At 38.7% G+C, this 15,870-nt stretch carries 17 protein-coding genes and 1 pseudogene; 9 read left to right on the forward strand and 9 right to left on the reverse strand.

Features of this window, described 5'->3' with window-relative positions:
* Positions 1–221: 221 nt before the first annotated feature.
* The 4 genes and pseudogenes from ACT3RM_RS13215 to ACT3RM_RS13230 form a co-directional block, all read left to right on the forward strand.
* Positions 222–320: pseudogene (locus ACT3RM_RS13215) on the forward strand (Lrp/AsnC family transcriptional regulator); the annotation flags it as partial.
* 70 nt (positions 321–390) lie between these two features.
* A complete protein-coding gene (locus ACT3RM_RS13220; RefSeq protein ID WP_441992950.1) occupies positions 391–3,120 on the forward strand; it encodes an ATP-binding protein in 2,730 nt (909 codons plus the stop codon).
* On the forward strand, positions 3,104–4,474 hold the full coding sequence (locus ACT3RM_RS13225) for an alpha/beta hydrolase (protein ID WP_441836585.1): 1,371 nt from the start codon (positions 3,104–3,106) through the stop codon (positions 4,472–4,474). The genes ACT3RM_RS13220 and ACT3RM_RS13225 overlap by 17 nt, the downstream gene beginning before the upstream one ends.
* Complete coding sequence (locus ACT3RM_RS13230; protein ID WP_441992949.1) at positions 4,467–5,612, forward strand: GNAT family N-acetyltransferase; 1,146 nt, start codon at positions 4,467–4,469, stop codon at positions 5,610–5,612. Before ACT3RM_RS13225 ends, ACT3RM_RS13230 begins: the two co-directional genes overlap by 8 nt.
* Here the strand turns inward: ACT3RM_RS13230 and ACT3RM_RS13235 are convergent.
* Positions 5,592–6,182, reverse strand: a complete 591-nt coding sequence (locus tag ACT3RM_RS13235; protein WP_441836197.1) for a DUF938 domain-containing protein — start codon at positions 6,180–6,182, stop codon at positions 5,592–5,594. The genes ACT3RM_RS13230 and ACT3RM_RS13235 overlap by 21 nt on opposite strands.
* A gap of 181 nt (positions 6,183–6,363) precedes the next feature.
* On the opposite strand from ACT3RM_RS13235, the gene ACT3RM_RS13240 reads away from it, so the two are divergent.
* The 5 genes from ACT3RM_RS13240 (at position 6,364) to ACT3RM_RS13260 (ending at position 9,312) form a co-directional block, all read left to right on the forward strand.
* Positions 6,364–6,543: a hypothetical protein gene (locus ACT3RM_RS13240; protein ID WP_441836196.1), complete on the forward strand. Its 180-nt coding sequence runs from the start codon at positions 6,364–6,366 to the stop codon at positions 6,541–6,543.
* Positions 6,544–6,646: 103 nt separating this feature from the next.
* Positions 6,647–7,012 carry a hypothetical protein gene (locus ACT3RM_RS13245; protein ID WP_441836195.1) on the forward strand — a complete coding sequence of 122 codons (366 nt, stop codon included), beginning with the start codon at positions 6,647–6,649 and terminating at the stop codon, positions 7,010–7,012.
* Positions 7,013–7,020: 8 nt separating this feature from the next.
* Positions 7,021–8,397, forward strand: coding sequence for a class II fumarate hydratase (locus ACT3RM_RS13250; protein ID WP_441836194.1), 1,377 nt, complete (start codon positions 7,021–7,023; stop codon positions 8,395–8,397).
* Positions 8,398–8,539: 142 nt separating this feature from the next.
* Entirely contained in the window at positions 8,540–9,007 is a 468-nt protein-coding gene (locus tag ACT3RM_RS13255; RefSeq protein WP_441836193.1) for a hypothetical protein, read from the forward strand.
* Between the two features lie 128 nt (positions 9,008–9,135).
* Positions 9,136–9,312, forward strand: a complete 177-nt coding sequence (locus ACT3RM_RS13260; protein WP_441995894.1) for a hypothetical protein — start codon at positions 9,136–9,138, stop codon at positions 9,310–9,312.
* A gap of 17 nt (positions 9,313–9,329) precedes the next feature.
* Here the strand turns inward: ACT3RM_RS13260 and ACT3RM_RS13265 are convergent, their stop codons facing one another.
* The 8 genes from ACT3RM_RS13265 to ACT3RM_RS13300 form a co-directional block, all read right to left on the reverse strand.
* On the reverse strand, positions 9,330–9,515 hold the full coding sequence (locus ACT3RM_RS13265) for a hypothetical protein (protein ID WP_441836192.1): 186 nt from the start codon (positions 9,513–9,515) through the stop codon (positions 9,330–9,332).
* A gap of 63 nt (positions 9,516–9,578) precedes the next feature.
* Positions 9,579–9,896: a hypothetical protein gene (locus ACT3RM_RS13270; protein ID WP_441836191.1), complete on the reverse strand. Its 318-nt coding sequence runs from the start codon at positions 9,894–9,896 to the stop codon at positions 9,579–9,581.
* Entirely contained in the window at positions 9,893–10,531 is a 639-nt protein-coding gene (locus tag ACT3RM_RS13275) for a DUF4178 domain-containing protein (RefSeq protein WP_441836190.1), read from the reverse strand. Before ACT3RM_RS13275 ends, ACT3RM_RS13270 begins: the two co-directional genes overlap by 4 nt.
* 71 nt (positions 10,532–10,602) lie before the next feature.
* Positions 10,603–11,295 (reverse strand): PspA/IM30 family protein, encoded by a 693-nt coding sequence (locus ACT3RM_RS13280; RefSeq protein ID WP_441836189.1) that lies wholly within the window; start codon positions 11,293–11,295, stop codon positions 10,603–10,605.
* A 24-nt stretch (positions 11,296–11,319) separates the two neighbouring features.
* Positions 11,320–11,733: a YjfI family protein gene (locus tag ACT3RM_RS13285; protein WP_441836188.1), complete on the reverse strand. Its 414-nt coding sequence runs from the start codon at positions 11,731–11,733 to the stop codon at positions 11,320–11,322.
* Positions 11,734–11,813: 80 nt separating this feature from the next.
* Positions 11,814–13,466, reverse strand: coding sequence for a polyamine aminopropyltransferase (locus ACT3RM_RS13290; protein WP_441836198.1), 1,653 nt, complete (start codon positions 13,464–13,466; stop codon positions 11,814–11,816).
* 72 nt (positions 13,467–13,538) lie between these two features.
* On the reverse strand, positions 13,539–14,438 hold the full coding sequence (locus tag ACT3RM_RS13295; protein ID WP_441836187.1) for a DUF350 domain-containing protein: 900 nt from the start codon (positions 14,436–14,438) through the stop codon (positions 13,539–13,541).
* A 38-nt stretch (positions 14,439–14,476) separates the two neighbouring features.
* Positions 14,477–15,391, reverse strand: a complete 915-nt coding sequence (locus ACT3RM_RS13300) for a CHAD domain-containing protein (RefSeq protein WP_441992947.1) — start codon at positions 15,389–15,391, stop codon at positions 14,477–14,479.
* Between the last annotated feature and the right edge of the window lie 479 nt (positions 15,392–15,870).

Below are 15,870 nucleotides of genomic sequence, written 5' to 3' on the forward strand. Positions count from 1 at the left end.
GACCTTACAGGAGTAAAACTTGTTCAACCTAGGGACGATTTAATCGCGGCGCGAGATTTGTAACCTAGTGGACTAAGTAAAATCAGAGCAAAGCTTGCGCGTCCTGATCACGCCCTTTATCTGCATCCTTTTAGGCAACAAATAGTTAATCCCCTTTAGGACAGCGTGTTTGCTATTTATGCTACATTACTGTGTGTTTATTAGGCAGCCACACTACATATTTTGTTAAATATAAGCTTGGAACGATTAATTTTATTGCTAATATAGAATCGACAGTAGTGCTAAAGCAATCATTTAGTAAATATAATTTACCGCTGTAAAAGCATCTGTAAATCAACTACTCTTGATAATAAGTTAAAGGTCAACTCATCCTAGTTAATAAGGAAGTATGTGAAGGTTTTTCTGTCACCACGCTTTTCGTTGGTATTTTATATCCTTTTTGCATTTGGCTACTTTTTAACAGGTAAGCTGCTTACTAACTTTGCATTTGAATCTCAAGTTATACCTATTTGGCTGCCTGCTGGAATTGCGCTTGTTGGTTGTTTTATTTGGTGGTGGCGCTTTGTACCCGCACTCTTTTTAGCCTCGATATTCTTTAACCTGAGCATTCACGATAACCTAACTGGTGAGCAGATACTGGTTGGCAACACTTTAAAAGAAGTTACCTTAATTGGCTTTGGGGTTGTGTTACAAGGCATGATTGGCGCCGCTCTTTTAAAATACAGGCTTGGTCATCCTCTTTACTTAAAAAAACGTAAATCTATATTCTATTTCATTTTAGTGATTGCCATAGCGGTAAGCGCTATATCTGCTAATATCGGCATGCTCGGATTAAGCTTTTTTAACCCTTTATATAGCAGCGAAAACCATTGGAATAATGTTATATTTTGGTGGCTTGGCGATATACTAGGCGTATTAATCACCGCGCCCTTTTTACTCGCACTTATACAAATTAAGAAAAAACAAAACTATATAACCTCATTACCCACCATAACAGTATGTTTAGTGCTGTTTATTTCTGTGGCTGCAACATCAAAATTATATAACCAAGAAACTCGCTCTAACGGAATTAAAATTGCGGAACGAGAAACTCGAGTCATTGAGAACAGTTTATACCGTTATATAAATCGTAGTTTAATCGCCGTGCAAAGCTTAGCAGGAAAAATTCAAGCAACCCCAACTCTAAGCCTACAAGAGTTTAATAGTTACACTGAAGAACTACTCCATCAGCATGAGTTTATTCGCGCAATGTCATGGAATATTAAAGCTGCGCAGTCTCAACGAACAGAATTAGCCGGGCAACTTAGCGAGGTTTACCAAAAAAATATAACTATTGAAGGGCCATCACTTACAAAAAGTGATCCACTCGTGATTATTAAATATAGCGCTCCTTATGATGAAAATAAAAATGTGATTGGCTATAACCTATTTTCAAAGCCCGATCGAAGAGCCTCTTTATTAAAGCCTGAGTTACGTTACCGGCCTGTTGGCTCTGAAATTATTCAACTATTAAAAATGCAGCAGCCACAAGCAGCCTATTTATTATTTGCACCTGTTTACCAGCAAAATAACGAACAAGAATTAATAAAAGGCTATGCCACAGGGGTGTTTTTAGTCGAGAGCATAATTTCTAAAGCTCTCAGTGCCGAACAATTTGAAATGTTTACTTTAAGTATTTACGAACAAGGTAAAAAAACACCATTTTATAGTAATAAAGATAAAACCATAAAGCCCGCCAAAGGCCTTGAAACCGCAGCCTTTGATATTAACTTTGCTAGCCAAACTTGGCACTTAGAATTAACCCTTAAAGAGCAGTTTTTATCCCATCACAATAATCAACTAACCCTGTTTTTATTATTTTTACAGGTTTTTGTTACGGCGCTTATTTTATTGGTACTGTTGTTATTTAACCACCAGCATGTCGCTTTAACTCGGTTAGTAAAAGAGCGAACTCGCTCATTAGTAAAGGCTAAAAAGCAATCAGACTTTGCTAACCAAGCTAAAAGCCGTTTTTTGGCCAATATGAGCCATGAAATACGTACACCTTTAAACGCAATAATTGGCTTTTCAAGCTTAGCGCATCAACAAGATAGCGCTAAAACCTTATTGAATTACCTTGATAAAATAGGGCTATCATCAAAAATTTTACTTAGCTTGATAAATGATGTGCTCGATATTTCTAAAATTGAGTCTGATAAATTAGTTTTAGAGGTAACCCCTTTTGACTTCAACGCGCTAATCCAACGAATTAATAGCATGTTTGAGCAAAGTGCTAATACCAAAGGCATTGTTTGGCAGGTGAATAATCAACTACCAACAGAAGGTTGGTTTTTGGGCGATCCCACCCGTATTGAGCAAGTACTGCTTAACCTATCAAGTAATGCAATTAAGTTTACAACCCAAGGGCAAGTAACCATGAGCGCTACAGCAAGCCCTATAAACGAGCATACAATAGAGATAAATATTGCTGTTACTGATACCGGTATTGGCATTTCACAAGCTCAACAGGCCACTTTATTTGATGCATTTACTCAAGCCGATAGCTCAACCTCAAGGCAGTTTGGTGGTACAGGTTTAGGCCTAACTATCGCCAAAGAACTAAGTAATTTAATGCAAGGCGATATCACCTTGCATAGTAAAGAAGGCGAAGGTTCTACCTTTACTTTTTCACTTAAACTCGCTCAATGTGAAGCCAAACAACAAACGGTTAATCAAGTAGTACCACAAGACTTATCAACATTACGTATTTTAGTTGCTGAAGATAATCCAATTAATCAGTTGGTTATCAAAGCCATGCTCGACTCATTGATGATTACACCGACAATTGTTGGTAACGGAAAGTTGGCTGTAGAGCAAGTGAAACAACAGTCGTTCGATCTAGTGTTAATGGACTGCCAAATGCCGGTAATGGATGGCTACCGCGCCACAGCGCTTATCCGTGAATTCAAAACAGCTTCTGAGCTCCCAATTATTGCACTCACAGCTGATGTTATGCCACAAGATAAAGCCCACGCTCTCGCAGTTGGATGTAATCAACACCTTGCAAAACCGTTAGAACTCGATAAGCTAACCGCGTGTCTTAAAAACTATACTACAAGTACTGATGAGCCTAACAATTAAGATAAAAAAATTATTTTTGCTACTAATCACCACGGTAACATTAAGCGCACAAGCCGAAGGACAAACTTGCCTTGAGCAATTAACCGACACGCAACTTATAATGCAAAGCAAGGAGCAAGGTTTATTTCGTTTTGAAAATGACACTCCAGCGCCTTCCTTCAACTTTGCGAGCAACCGTCCATTTAGTGAATATTTAAAATTTGCTTATCAGCATATAGCTATTAAAAATCCGCGCTCAAAACTACCTTGTCCTATAATAACGGATACTTATAAACTGCTAGTGCGTCAAGGTGCACGCCCTGCAGATGCGACTGTTAATGACTTAATTGCTCCCTTTGAATTACAGCAAAGCAACAACCAAAAAGCAGTTTTACTTATCCATGGCTTAACCGACTCACCTTTTACTTATCATGATTTAGCCGCCTTTTATTACAAACAAGGCTACACCGTTCGCACTTTGTTATTGCCAGGCCACGGAACTGCAGCTGATGCATTGAGCTCTATATCAGCCAAAAAATGGCAACAAGCAACACAATATGCAATTAAGCAAACCGTTGAAGATTTTGATCAGGTTTTATTAGGAGGTTATTCAACAGGTACAGCTTTGATTATTGATTATATAACGTCTAAACCCGTTAACCCTAAGCTTTCAGGTGTTATGCTATTTTCACCTGCGAGCGAGCCACATAATAAAAACGGCTGGCTTGCCAAGTGGATTGATTACATTCCATTTATTGACTGGATTGATGAAGATGCCGACATTGATTTTGCCAAGTATGAATCGTTTCCATTTAATGCCGCTGCAGCAGCTGACGAAGCAATGGCCGCGGTATCACAGGCAAGCATACAAAAACGTACTATTCCTAACCTAGCTATTTTTAGTGCATTTAGCGAAGCTGATACCACGATAGACAACCAAGCGACGTTGCAACTATTAAATACCTTACACGACCCGAAAAAGCGCCCCGCAAACAAATTAGATAGACTGATTTTTTATGGTAATAAAGCCGCGATCCCGACTGATTTTGCCAAAGGTTACATCGTAATAAATCCACAGTGTAATAAAGAGTTGTGTAAAAACATTTTCAATATATCCCATATTGCTATTCCTAACGCCCCTGACAACCCACACTACGGAGTGAGCGCCCACTACCGAAATTGTGGCAGTTACTTGAACGATGATATACTTTATAAGCAGTGTAAAAGTAATCCAGATCCTAATATGGGAGAACGCACAGCGCACAATTTAGCGAAATATGCACCTCTACAGCGTTTAACTTTTAACCCTTACTTTAATGAGTTAACAGAACAAATGGCGATATTTATAAAGGCTGTTGAAAATAACAATGACTGAACAACAATTATTTAGCTATCGCTGGCTTAATAGCATTACTGAGATAGATGCCACAACATGGCAAACTTTTTTTTCAGATAACCCTTTTACTGATCATGGTTTTTTATTAGCGCTTGAGCAAAGTGGTTGTGTTAATGAAACTACAGGCTGGCAGCCAAAACACTTAGCAATTTATCAGCACGAGCAATTGGTAGCACTTGCCCCAGGCTATGTAAAAACGCACTCTTACGGCGAGTACGTATTTGATTGGGCATGGGCTGAAGCCTATGATAAAAACGGCTTAGATTATTACCCAAAATGGATATCGGGCTCGCCGTTTAGCCCGGTTGAAGGGCCACGTATTGCCATTAAGCACAAAACACCAACATTGATTTATAAATATATTAGCCAGCTACTTGATCAGCAATGCCAAGAAAATGGCTGGTCTGGTTGGCATATTAACTTTTGCTCAGAGCAACAGGTAGAGGCACTTAGTGAGCACTCAGCAATGCGACGCTTAGGAGTGCAGTTTCAGTGGTTTAATAGATCTTATACTCATTTTGATGATTTTTTACTACAACTTACGGCACGTAAGCGAAAAGCCATTAAAAAAGAGCGCGCTAAAATAACCCAACAAGGCATTACTATAGAGTGGTTGCAAGGCGAGCAAATAACAGCGGCTATTGTCGAGCAATTCTGTGAATTTTATCAGCGCACTTATTTAAAACGTTCTGGCCACTTGGGTTATTTAAACCCGCAGTTTTTCACTTTGCTGTACAATTTAATGGCCGATAAATTAGTAATTATGCAAGCAAAACATGGTGCTCAGCTTATTGCTGCAACATTAAGCTTTATTGACGGGCAAACCTTATATGGTCGTTACTGGGGAGCAAGCGCAGACGTTGACTGCCTGCACTTTGAGCTATGTTACTACCAAGGTATTGAATACTGCATTAAACATAACCTAAATTGCTTTCACTCGGGCGCTCAAGGGGAGCATAAAATCAGCCGTGGATTTGAAAGCGTATTTACCTATTCAGCACACGCGATTGCTCATCCAGAGTTTCGTTTAGCCATTGCGGACTTTTTAAAACGTGAAAGCAGTCACTTAAAAATTTATCACCAGCAATGCCAAACGCTACTGCCGTTTAAACAATAAAATTTGGTTATTTGCAGGCATTTTAATATCATCCTCAAGAATAAGACCTGCTTGCTCTGCTAATTTTAAAATTGCCTCAAAGTCGCGAATACCACTTTGTTCATCTTGTCGTTTTAAAAACTGATCAAACGCTTGGTTACTCTCGCTTGTATATTGTCCTTGATACTTAAAAGGTCCGTAAATAGCAAGCTTGCCTTGGCTTGGTAAGTGCACTTTGACTTCAGTAAAAAACCGCTCGACTAACGTCCAGCTAATAATATGTAATGTATTTGCACTAAAAATAGCGTCTATTTTATTAACCGGCCAAGTATTATTAAGATCAAGCTCTATAGGTAAATGTAAATTACTCAGTTGCACTTCTCGGTGCCATAATTCAATCGCTGCATGATTTATTACCCGATCGCTAGTATGCCACTGTAAATGAGGTAAGTGGGCAGCAAAATACACACTGTGTTGCCCTGTTCCTGAGCCTACTTCTAATACATTTCCGACATCACAAAAATAACTTTTTAATACTAAAAGTATTGGTTCTTTATTATTTTCACAGGCTTGCGAGTATGGTTTGATCATGCTGTTTTGCACCAAGTTTGGAAAATTATGGTCACCAGTAGAGCAAACTTACTTACTTTTGTCTTCTATTAAATAGCTAGAATAACAATAAGTATCAATAATTCAGTTAGTTACAAATAATCATTTTGATTGGTATGACTTATGCAATCTTAGTTTTAAGCAACTAAACTGGAGAGTAACTATGTATATTTCCCCTTATACAGCATTAGATGCAGCGTTTGCTGCAAGCGAAAAAAGTAAACTAGATAACAGCTTAGCTGTAGACGAAAGAGCCACTGTCATCAACTTATTATCAGAGGTAAATAACAAGGAAGAAAGCCATCATGCGACAGACCAAGCTTTTATTCTTGGCTATAATTAAAAGTCATCATACTTGCCAATATGATCTGCCAATAAAAGAAACTTGCGAATAAACCGCTTAGATGTAATGATAACTATTATCGTTACATCTAAGCGGTTTTGTTATGCATCCACATCAAGCTATACTTTATTATCAACACCAAATGAAATGTGTATGTCACCGTCCGGGGTTACATGCTCCAGCTTTAGTTGCAAACTATATAGAAGCAGGTTTGATGGTTGCTAAATGCTATGAAAAAAATCATAACATATTATTGCAAGAGCTATACTTACGACGCACTTTTCATGAACTAATTAACAAGATGTGCGATTCGTTAGTACATAACACCATCAGAAAACAATGTTTAGAACAGCTTTATAAATCACAAATGGCCTTAAAGCGCTTTTATAAAACCCATAATGGTATTGAAAAATATCTCATCCTCGAACGAGAAGCCCGTATTCTCAGTCACGAATTCAACCCATTTTAGGAGCTAATATGAGCACATTTAGAACCGAATCAGACAGCATGGGCGAACTACAAGTCCCAATAGATGCTTTATATAAAGCGCAAACACAGCGTGCCGTCAACAACTTTACAGTAAGCGGCTTAACGATGCCTAAGCAATTTATAACCGCACTTGCTTATGTAAAACAAGCTGCAGCACAAAGTAACTGTGAGTTAAATCATTTAAGTAAGCCTAAGGCACAAGCAATTGAGAAAGCATGCCAAGAAATTATAGATGGCCAGCATCTTGAGCACTTTCCTGTAGATATTTTTCAAACTGGCTCAGGCACTAGCACAAATATGAATGCTAACGAGGTTATTGCCACTCTCGCCTCCCGCTATGGTGAAGAAGATATTCACCCAAATGATGATGTAAACATGGGGCAAAGCTCTAATGATGTGATCCCAACAACTATCGCGGTAAGTAGTGCAATAAATTTAGTTTATGAGCTATTTCCTGCTCTTACTCACTTATCGCAAACACTCGAAACTAAAAAGTCTGAGATTGGCGAAGTGGTTAAAACAGGACGTACTCATTTAATGGATGCTATGCCAGTGACCTTTGCGCAAACCTTAGGTGCTTGGCAACAGCAAGTTGATAACGCCATGACTGGTATTCAACATAGCCTAGAAACGGTTACTATGCTTGCCCAAGGTGGTACAGCTGTAGGTACCGGTATTAATGCTGATCCTGCATTTTCTGAGCAATTTTGTAAAAGCCTCAGCGCTAATGTCGGTATTCGTTTCAGTCCCAGCAAAAACTTCTTTTATAATATTGGCTCGCAAGATGCCATTGTCGCACTTTCGGGTCAATTAAAAGTGCTAGCCGTAGCACAAATGAAAATAGCCAATGACTTACGCTGGATGAACTCAGGACCCCTTGCTGGGCTTGGTGAAATAGAACTTGAAGCATTACAGCCTGGCTCATCAATTATGCCAGGCAAAGTAAACCCCGTAATTCCTGAAGCTGCCGCCATGGTAAGCGCACAAGTAATTGGTAATGATGCAACGATTACTGTCGCCGGCCAATCTGGTAATTTTGAGCTTAATGTTATGCTACCTGTAATTGCTTATAACACTTTACAAAGCATTGAATTATTAGCAAATAGTAGCCAGCTAATGGCCGACAAAGCAATTACTAGCTTTACTGTTAGAGAAGATAATTTAGATAAAGCGCTGGCAAAAAATCCAATCTTGGTAACTGCACTCAACCCCGTAATTGGTTATGAAAAAGCAGCTAAAATCGCTAAGCAAGCTTATAAAAGTGGTAAGCCGATTATCGATGTTGCAGAGCAAGAAACTGACTTACCACGCAGCGAACTTGAAAAGCTACTTAACCCAACCAAACTTACGCGAGGCGGTTTGTAGAATTTCAACTACACACCTTAAAAGCGCGGCATTAAAGCCGCGCTCACTGCAAGGCTTACATTTGATAATGCTGGTTTTTTATTGCCGTGAAAAATACACCGTGTATGATAGTAATTCATTGTGATCACATTTACGGTTATTTATGCGTCTACCTATTTTTGCTGTTTTATTACCTCTTTGTTTGTCTGCTTGCACAGACGCAGACACGGGCAAGAACTCACTGACACCGGCAGATAATGAAGTCGAAAAACCTATAAATACAAAAATAACTCCACAATCCAAAACCTCAGTCAGCAAAGAAAGTATTCAACAAACTCGTAAACAACTTAACGCCCAAATTGACACTCGGTGTGATAGCAGCACACAGTGCCAAGTACTCCCGGTAGGTAATCGTGCTTGCGGTGGCCCAAGTAGTTATATCGTATATTCTAACAAAACCACTAATCTGCAAAAAATAGAACAGCTTGCGGATAAAGTAACAGCGCAAGAAAGTCAATTTAATGCCCAAACCGGTATGATGAGTATTTGCCAGCATTTATCTGCACCTAGTGCACAATGTGTAGAAAATAAATGTGTTGAGATTGAAGGCGATGCGAAAAGTGTTTATTAAAGGAAATTATATGAAGTGGTTTCATATTCTAAATTAGTGATAGCCGGTTTATTAATTTGTTAGTGGCTGTAAGCACAGGCTCAAATAACGCTGACAACCTCTCATAATCTAACCAAGCACTTAACGAATTGGTTGCCTGTTCAACGTTAAATACTGAGCAAAAAGCCGCAGAGCAACTAGCAAATAAAATTACAGAGCAAGTGACAATAGCCAATCAAGCCAGCGGAGCCAGTGATTGTTTACCGATACTGCCAATACAAACATTATGTATTAGCAACCCATGCCAGTCGTTTAATCTAAAATAAACATAGTGTTTAATGGGCTAAGCCAATAATGGCATTAGTGCAGAGATCACGATGACTACGACAATACAAGCACAGGCCTTAAAAATATACTCTATTGGCATTTGATTTTTAACCCAATAAGCATAAATAAAGCGCACAAAATAACTAGCTGCGGTGCCAAATAAAGCAAATATTAATAAGTAAGCGATTAAAACTGTATTCACAACAACTCGTTATTATAATGATTTATACTCAGTGTAAGGACTTAGCTCAACAAAGGCAAAAGACTAAAGCTTATTGGTGTGCGCAATTAATAGCTCAGCAACCTGTTGTTTAACTGCGCGCTTATCATCAGCATCAACGTCAAAGCGCTCTGCTAATAAAGCTATTTCTTCATCATTAAGGTTAAACGATAAACGCTGGCGGGTTTTTTTTGACTTTACATCAAGAGCCAAAATTTTACGAATCATATCCGACGGTGTAAGTTCTTGGTCAATCGCTTGTTTTTTTATTGATTTTTGCACTTCGCTACTTAAGTCAAAGGCCATTTGAGTTGCCCTTACGGCCTGCTCTTGGCGTTGCCATTTGGCCTTTGCATCACTCACTTACCGTCTCCGGGGAACAAATCAACAATATCAGAGACTGGACGAGTAAGCGTAAGTGAGACCTCAGTTTCACCGCCATCCCAAATTTCAATATTAAGGCTGTGGCTTTCATCATCTGACGCTAAACAAATCATTTCACAGGGTTCTCCACCGTCTTGTTCATAGCGTGGTAATGCTTGATGACGATAATCTTGCTTATGAAAGTAACAAACGAATGCTGACTCACTTTGTTGATAGCTTTTAGCTAAAAACTGTATATAACGCTCAGGCGTATTATTAACTGTTATATGAGTTAATTCATCTTCATCAAAAATACGCGAAAATTCATCTAAGGTAAAAATTTCATCCACTTCGTCGCGCTGGATTTTTATTGAAAAGTTAGCCCATTGCTCTCCGTCTTCATCCTCAATTTGCAAAAAAACCACTTGGCCGCTGTTGGTCTCAAGCACCAACTCGGTATCACTGCTATGTTGATATTGATATGTTTGTACATCAACAACTCGCACTGTTTGACCTTTTAACCAAGTAGGATAAGCAAACGAATCAATAATACTCAGCATATCGCCTTTTTTAAGTTCACTCGGTTGGCTTAACTGACGTTCTGGTTTTTTTTTCGATTTAAAAAAATTAAACATTGGGTGCCTCTTAAGTAAAAAAGGCAACGAGCGAATGCAACGTTACCTTTTTAAGAATATAAACAAAAATGTTAACCATTTTGCTTAGCTTTAATGCGGGCTAAAATATCTGCACTTTTTGGATTAGTATCACCGATGCCTGCTTCGGCCATTTTTGATTTTAAATCGTCGCCATTCGCATCAGCTTCAAGCTCTTTTGCTGCACCAAGTTGATCTTGACGATCTTGCTGGCGTTGCTTAATACGCTCAAGCGACTGACGTGCATTAGTCATCGATGAGCTGTTAGTATTCAGTGTACTATTAACAGCCATTGTCGCTTGTTGTACGCTTTCTGTGGTTTTTACCATAGTTAGCTGACGCTGGTTTTCTTTAATTGACTTTTCAGCATCTTTTACTTGCTTTTTTAGCGTAACAATGTGATTACTAAAACCAGCTAAGACTTGTTCATGCTCTGATTTTTCAGCTTCAAAATCACCAATTTTTTCAGCTATTTCTATCGCTAATGCTTCATTACCTTTTTCAAGTGCTTGTCCTGCGTATGCTTCATGTTCAGCAATTGAAGCATCAAGAGCACTTAACTTACGCTTAGTTTGCATTTCTTTAGCCATAACTTCTGTTAGGCTTTTTTTAGCACGGTGTAAGGCATTTTTCGCATCTGCTATTTCTTGCTCAAAAATGCGGATACCATTGGCATCAACTACGGCTTCACCGGCTTCACGAGCGCCACCACGTACGGCAGTAAATAATTTCTTTAAAATACTCATAATCTTAACTCCAGTATTCAATAATTAATCGTTTAAATAGATAGTCACAGCTTCAAGAGCATCAATTGCATTATCAGCTAAAGCCACTAATTCATGAGTAATATCATCAAACGATGAATTCACAGATAGTGCGCCAAAAATTGCGTATTTGTTGTCAATCTTTGCAAATGCACTTAGCGGGATAGGTACATTTAAACGTAATAATGTTTCGTTTAACTCATGACGTAATTCAGTTTTTACTTCGTCATTTTCAAACAGGTAACTAATACACAGCAATTGCTCTTGGGTTTGAGTAACAAAAATTGGAAGCTCATCATTTCCCTCAACAATGACTTGTAGCACATCTTGCTCACCAGGATTGGCAATCAAGAAAGATTCAAAGCTCACACCTTCGGTTTCAAAAGACGCCAGTTTTATTGAAAGTTCATTTAATTCCATGTTTCTGCCTTTTTGTCGATTGACATATTATGTCTGAGTTAAGATTCTCACGGAAGACATATTATGTCAACCGTGTTTTATTAATTTTTATACAATTCACTTTCTACTTGCCAAGCTGTACGATAATAATCGTATAGTTGACCAGAGCCTAACCTATTGACCTTAATATCTTTGACTTGTTCAAAGTAATGGTTAGGAAATATAAAGCTAGCCTGTAAATATTCTTTACTTATCCATCTAGATGGCACTGGCATATTGTTTATATTTTCAATTCGTCCACTGGCTGGTTGGCCCATTTTAGTGGCTATAGTCCAACCCCATTGACCAAACGAAGGGATATTTTGTTGATACTGTTCGACATAACCAAAACCAGCTGCTTTAACCGTTTTACCTATACTTAAAAATGCTTTTTTAGCATGATAAGGCGAGGTAGATTGAACCGCCATTGCACCATCGGATGCCAATAATTGACGTACATGGTTGTAAAAGTAGTCGCTGTACATTTTGTTTAAATCAGGATGGTTAGGATCGGGTAAATCAATTAAAATAGTATCAAATTGCTTATTTTGATCGAGTAGATTTTCGACTTCTAAAAAAGCATCTCCCACTATGATGTGTGAACGCGAGTCTTGCATCGATTTATGATTTAGTTTTAACAAGCGGTTATTGATACTTTCAGGAGGAGTAAAGTCATCGTCTTTATGCCCAAATAAGTTAAGCAGCTGTGCATCTAAGTCGATGAGTGTTACTTCGCTCACTGGCCATTTTAAAACATCTCTAAGTGCGAGTCCGTCGCCACCACCAATGATCAGTACTTTATCGTGTCGGTTTGATGCGAGCATCGCAGGGTAAACCAACATAGAGTGATATATTTGCTCATCAACACTTGAGAACTGCAAGCGTCCGTTTAAGTATAAATCGGTTATAGGTTGCGGCTGGTTTTTACTTAACCGCTCGGTTAAAACAACATGTTGATATTTAGTAGCTTGTGAGTAAATCACTTTATCTTTGTATAACACATTACTTAAGCTATTCATCCAACTAATGCCAAATACCAAAATAAAACCAAATAATGCCAGCAGTGCTATATGGCAAACTAAAAGTGCCTTAGCAAAGCGCACATGGGTATGATAGCGCCATAAAAAGGCAAGTCCTGCAATTATATTAAAAAGTGCCGTCCATGCTGCAGCTTGCATTATAGGCATTGAAAGCATAATACTCACCCAAATAGCGGCACCAATACCAGCTCCAATATAATCTGCGCCATAAATAGTGCCGGCGTTATTTTCTAGAAACCGCCCATAAACATGTTGACGAATACGCGCTATAAGCGGTATTTCCATACCAATAAATAGCCCAAGAACTAAGCCAAATACATAGGGTAAAAAACGTGACCATTCTTGAATTTTTTGAAATACATAACCGTTAAGTACAACATCAGGAGGTAAATTAAATATACTCGAAAATAAATGAGGGAGTGAATAACTTACAGCAATGACACCTGCTATAGCTAAAATGCAGCCCATGCCAAGCAAAGCAATAATGCTTTCTAGCCATGCAAAAGCGGTAAAAGCATCTTTAAACCAACGCGCTAAAAATGCCCCAATCCCCATGGCAACAATCATAGTACCAATCATCGCATAAATAGCACTTTCAACAGAGCCAAGTACACGTCCGGCATAATGAGAAAGAAGATATTCATAAATAAGGCCGCACCCAGCGAGTACGGCCATAACAGTAATTAATAAAAAGTCATGCCCAAGTAAGGAGAACTTACTTGGGGCTGTAGTTTCATGTGACAAACTCTATGCGCCTAGTAATGTAGCCATGGTTAAACCAACAGAAAATGATACTGCAGCAGAAATAGCACCCACACCTACATTCTTCTGACGATTAACTTCATCTGAAATATCGCAACCAGAAAGGATTATTTTAATTGTGATCAAGTGCAAAACAATGAATACCGCCAAGCAAATTAAGGCACTAATAGCCCAATATAACAAACTTGCATTTATACTATCAGCTACATACGGTGCAATTCCTGAAGCAGCTGTAATCGCTAATGAGCTACCGATTAAAAAGCCTGCATAGCGAATACCTACTGCAAGATTGCCATCAACAATTGCTTGCTGTAGACAATCACCACTGCGATTCGTGCGCTTAAATAACTGCACTCTATATTGGCTAATTAATAACAACACAATACTACCAATAATAAATGCCGCTATGACGATTGGCAGACCTTGCCAGCCTTCTGTTGCCACCCAAAATAATGCTGAGCGTATAACAATTGCAACACTGACCACATGACCAAAGTCAATAATAGCAGCCGTTACATTACCTTTAACTATTTCATTGTGAAGACTTACTTTACGTAGTGCGACTTTATCTTGAAAAAAATGACCTAACTTAATCAACACGATAGCTAACAGACCATAACCTGCCATTTGTAGTGCTTCTTGTTGTAATGAAACAGCAAACGCACCACTACTAACACCTGAAAGCACAATAGCTAAAGCAACTAAACCCGCAGCAAAACTAATTCCAAAAGCAAAATTATCACGTTCCGTAATTTCGTCATTAGCATGTAAGTTAGACACCCAGCCTTTAATAAACTTAAGACTAACAAATAGCGCGATAATAATTGCAAAGTCAATTGCCAGCGCTTGCAATGACCACATAGTTATTCCATTAAATTGAGACATATTCTTTAACTCCAACACTTATTCTTTTTATCAAGTCGTTATTTACCGCGCCTAATGCCACGCGAGGTTCTACTGAAACTATTTCGCACTGAGCCTGATCTTTTACTATAACTACTGCGGCTTTTTGGTGGCGTATAACTACTTCGACTCAACCCTGATGCACCTGACTTTTTAGTCGAATAAGGGCTGGTAAATTGCCTACCTTGGCGCCGATACGACTGACTAGTTTTTGTTGCGAGTGCTGATTGTGCCTTCATTCTTTTAGGACTCGTATAGCGGGCGCGACCATAATCATTATAGTAACTATACTTTCGATTGCGGCTCCAACGACCATATTCAACACGGCTAGATACATCACCAAAAATACGGTACATTCCATACCACTGCCAAAAACTAATACCGTTGCTATTAGTTTCCCAGTGACCGTAGTTAGGGTTGCCCACTAACTGATTGCCTTCACGTTCACCTTCAGCTTGTTGGCTAATAGCGCCAACACGTGCAAGCGAACCATTGGACATATCAGCCAACATATTTATAGGATCAGTTAATGCATCACCAAATAGTGTCGGCTTAGCTGCATCACGTAATAAATCTATATTACGTAACGTTTCATCATAAGGAGGGGTTGTATACGTACTTTTAATATCTCTGAGACGCTCTGTGAGGCCACTGTAAAGCGCCCCATTACGTGTCGCATCTCGGCCTAACACCGAGGCTACTTGTGACAGCTCTGGCTGCTCTGTTTTGATAATTCGTACGTACTCTTTCAATATCCCTGCATTTCGAATTGAGCCATTATCTAATGCTTTGCCTAGATTGTTTAACTCAACCTCTGCTTTACCAATAGATTGTTGAATTGTTTGTTTTAACTGCTCTTCTCTCGATTGGCAGCCCATAAGCAAGCTTATCAAACAAAACAAGCTTATAAGTTTCCAAGCTTTTATATTCGACATTCATGTCACCTGATTTACTAAATTAACTCGCGTAGTTTTACACAGGTAAGCTATTAAACCAACAATGAAATTATAACAAATGACGATTGATTATATTTTGCGTTGGGTTTCACTTATAAAAAGAGTAAATTTGTAATCCTAAGTTGAATGGATTTCATATCAAGCATTATTTTGTATCGGTTAAATGCAAGACCTATTGGTTTATTAAAGGGATATAGAATGTACTTTATATACATTCACCGCTAAAGCACCTACCACAAGAATATATAATGTGCGGCCGAGGCGCGCTTTAGCCGCGGATAGAATGTCTACAAGGCTCGTGAACACATAATAATGTGTCAGTATAGGTTTTTCTATGAAGCTCGCCTAGAGCTACTGTGTTTCACTACTGAGTTCGGTGCGGGGTCTTAGCTTGGGGTATTGGCTTGGTATTTTTACTTTATTCCAGACGTAAAAAAGCCCGACTCAATGAGTCGGGC

Source organism: Pseudoalteromonas sp. AOP7-A1-14 (assembly GCF_052376275.1).
Taxonomy (GTDB): Bacteria; Pseudomonadota; Gammaproteobacteria; order Enterobacterales; family Alteromonadaceae; genus Pseudoalteromonas.

What these genes read in the sequence shown, in the direction of transcription:
- ACT3RM_RS13225 (WP_441836585.1), top strand. Translation starts at nt 3,104, where the DNA reads ATGAGCCTAACAATTAAGATAAAAAAATTATTTTTGCTACTAATCACC.
- ACT3RM_RS13250 (WP_441836194.1), top strand. Translation starts at nt 7,021, where the DNA reads ATGAGCACATTTAGAACCGAATCAGACAGCATGGGCGAACTACAAGTC.
- ACT3RM_RS13240 (WP_441836196.1), top strand. Translation starts at nt 6,364, where the DNA reads ATGTATATTTCCCCTTATACAGCATTAGATGCAGCGTTTGCTGCAAGC.
- ACT3RM_RS13275 (WP_441836190.1), bottom strand. Translation starts at nt 10,531, where the DNA reads ATGTTTAATTTTTTTAAATCGAAAAAAAAACCAGAACGTCAGTTAAGC.
- ACT3RM_RS13245 (WP_441836195.1), top strand. Translation starts at nt 6,647, where the DNA reads ATGCATCCACATCAAGCTATACTTTATTATCAACACCAAATGAAATGT.
- ACT3RM_RS13295 (WP_441836187.1), bottom strand. Translation starts at nt 14,438, where the DNA reads ATGTCTCAATTTAATGGAATAACTATGTGGTCATTGCAAGCGCTGGCA.
- ACT3RM_RS13255 (WP_441836193.1), top strand. Translation starts at nt 8,540, where the DNA reads ATGCGTCTACCTATTTTTGCTGTTTTATTACCTCTTTGTTTGTCTGCT.
- ACT3RM_RS13235 (WP_441836197.1), bottom strand. Translation starts at nt 6,182, where the DNA reads ATGATCAAACCATACTCGCAAGCCTGTGAAAATAATAAAGAACCAATA.
- ACT3RM_RS13290 (WP_441836198.1), bottom strand. Translation starts at nt 13,466, where the DNA reads ATGGCCGTACTCGCTGGGTGCGGCCTTATTTATGAATATCTTCTTTCT.
- ACT3RM_RS13230 (WP_441992949.1), top strand. Translation starts at nt 4,467, where the DNA reads ATGACTGAACAACAATTATTTAGCTATCGCTGGCTTAATAGCATTACT.
- ACT3RM_RS13300 (WP_441992947.1), bottom strand. Translation starts at nt 15,391, where the DNA reads ATGTCGAATATAAAAGCTTGGAAACTTATAAGCTTGTTTTGTTTGATA.
- ACT3RM_RS13280 (WP_441836189.1), bottom strand. Translation starts at nt 11,295, where the DNA reads ATGAGTATTTTAAAGAAATTATTTACTGCCGTACGTGGTGGCGCTCGT.
- ACT3RM_RS13285 (WP_441836188.1), bottom strand. Translation starts at nt 11,733, where the DNA reads ATGGAATTAAATGAACTTTCAATAAAACTGGCGTCTTTTGAAACCGAA.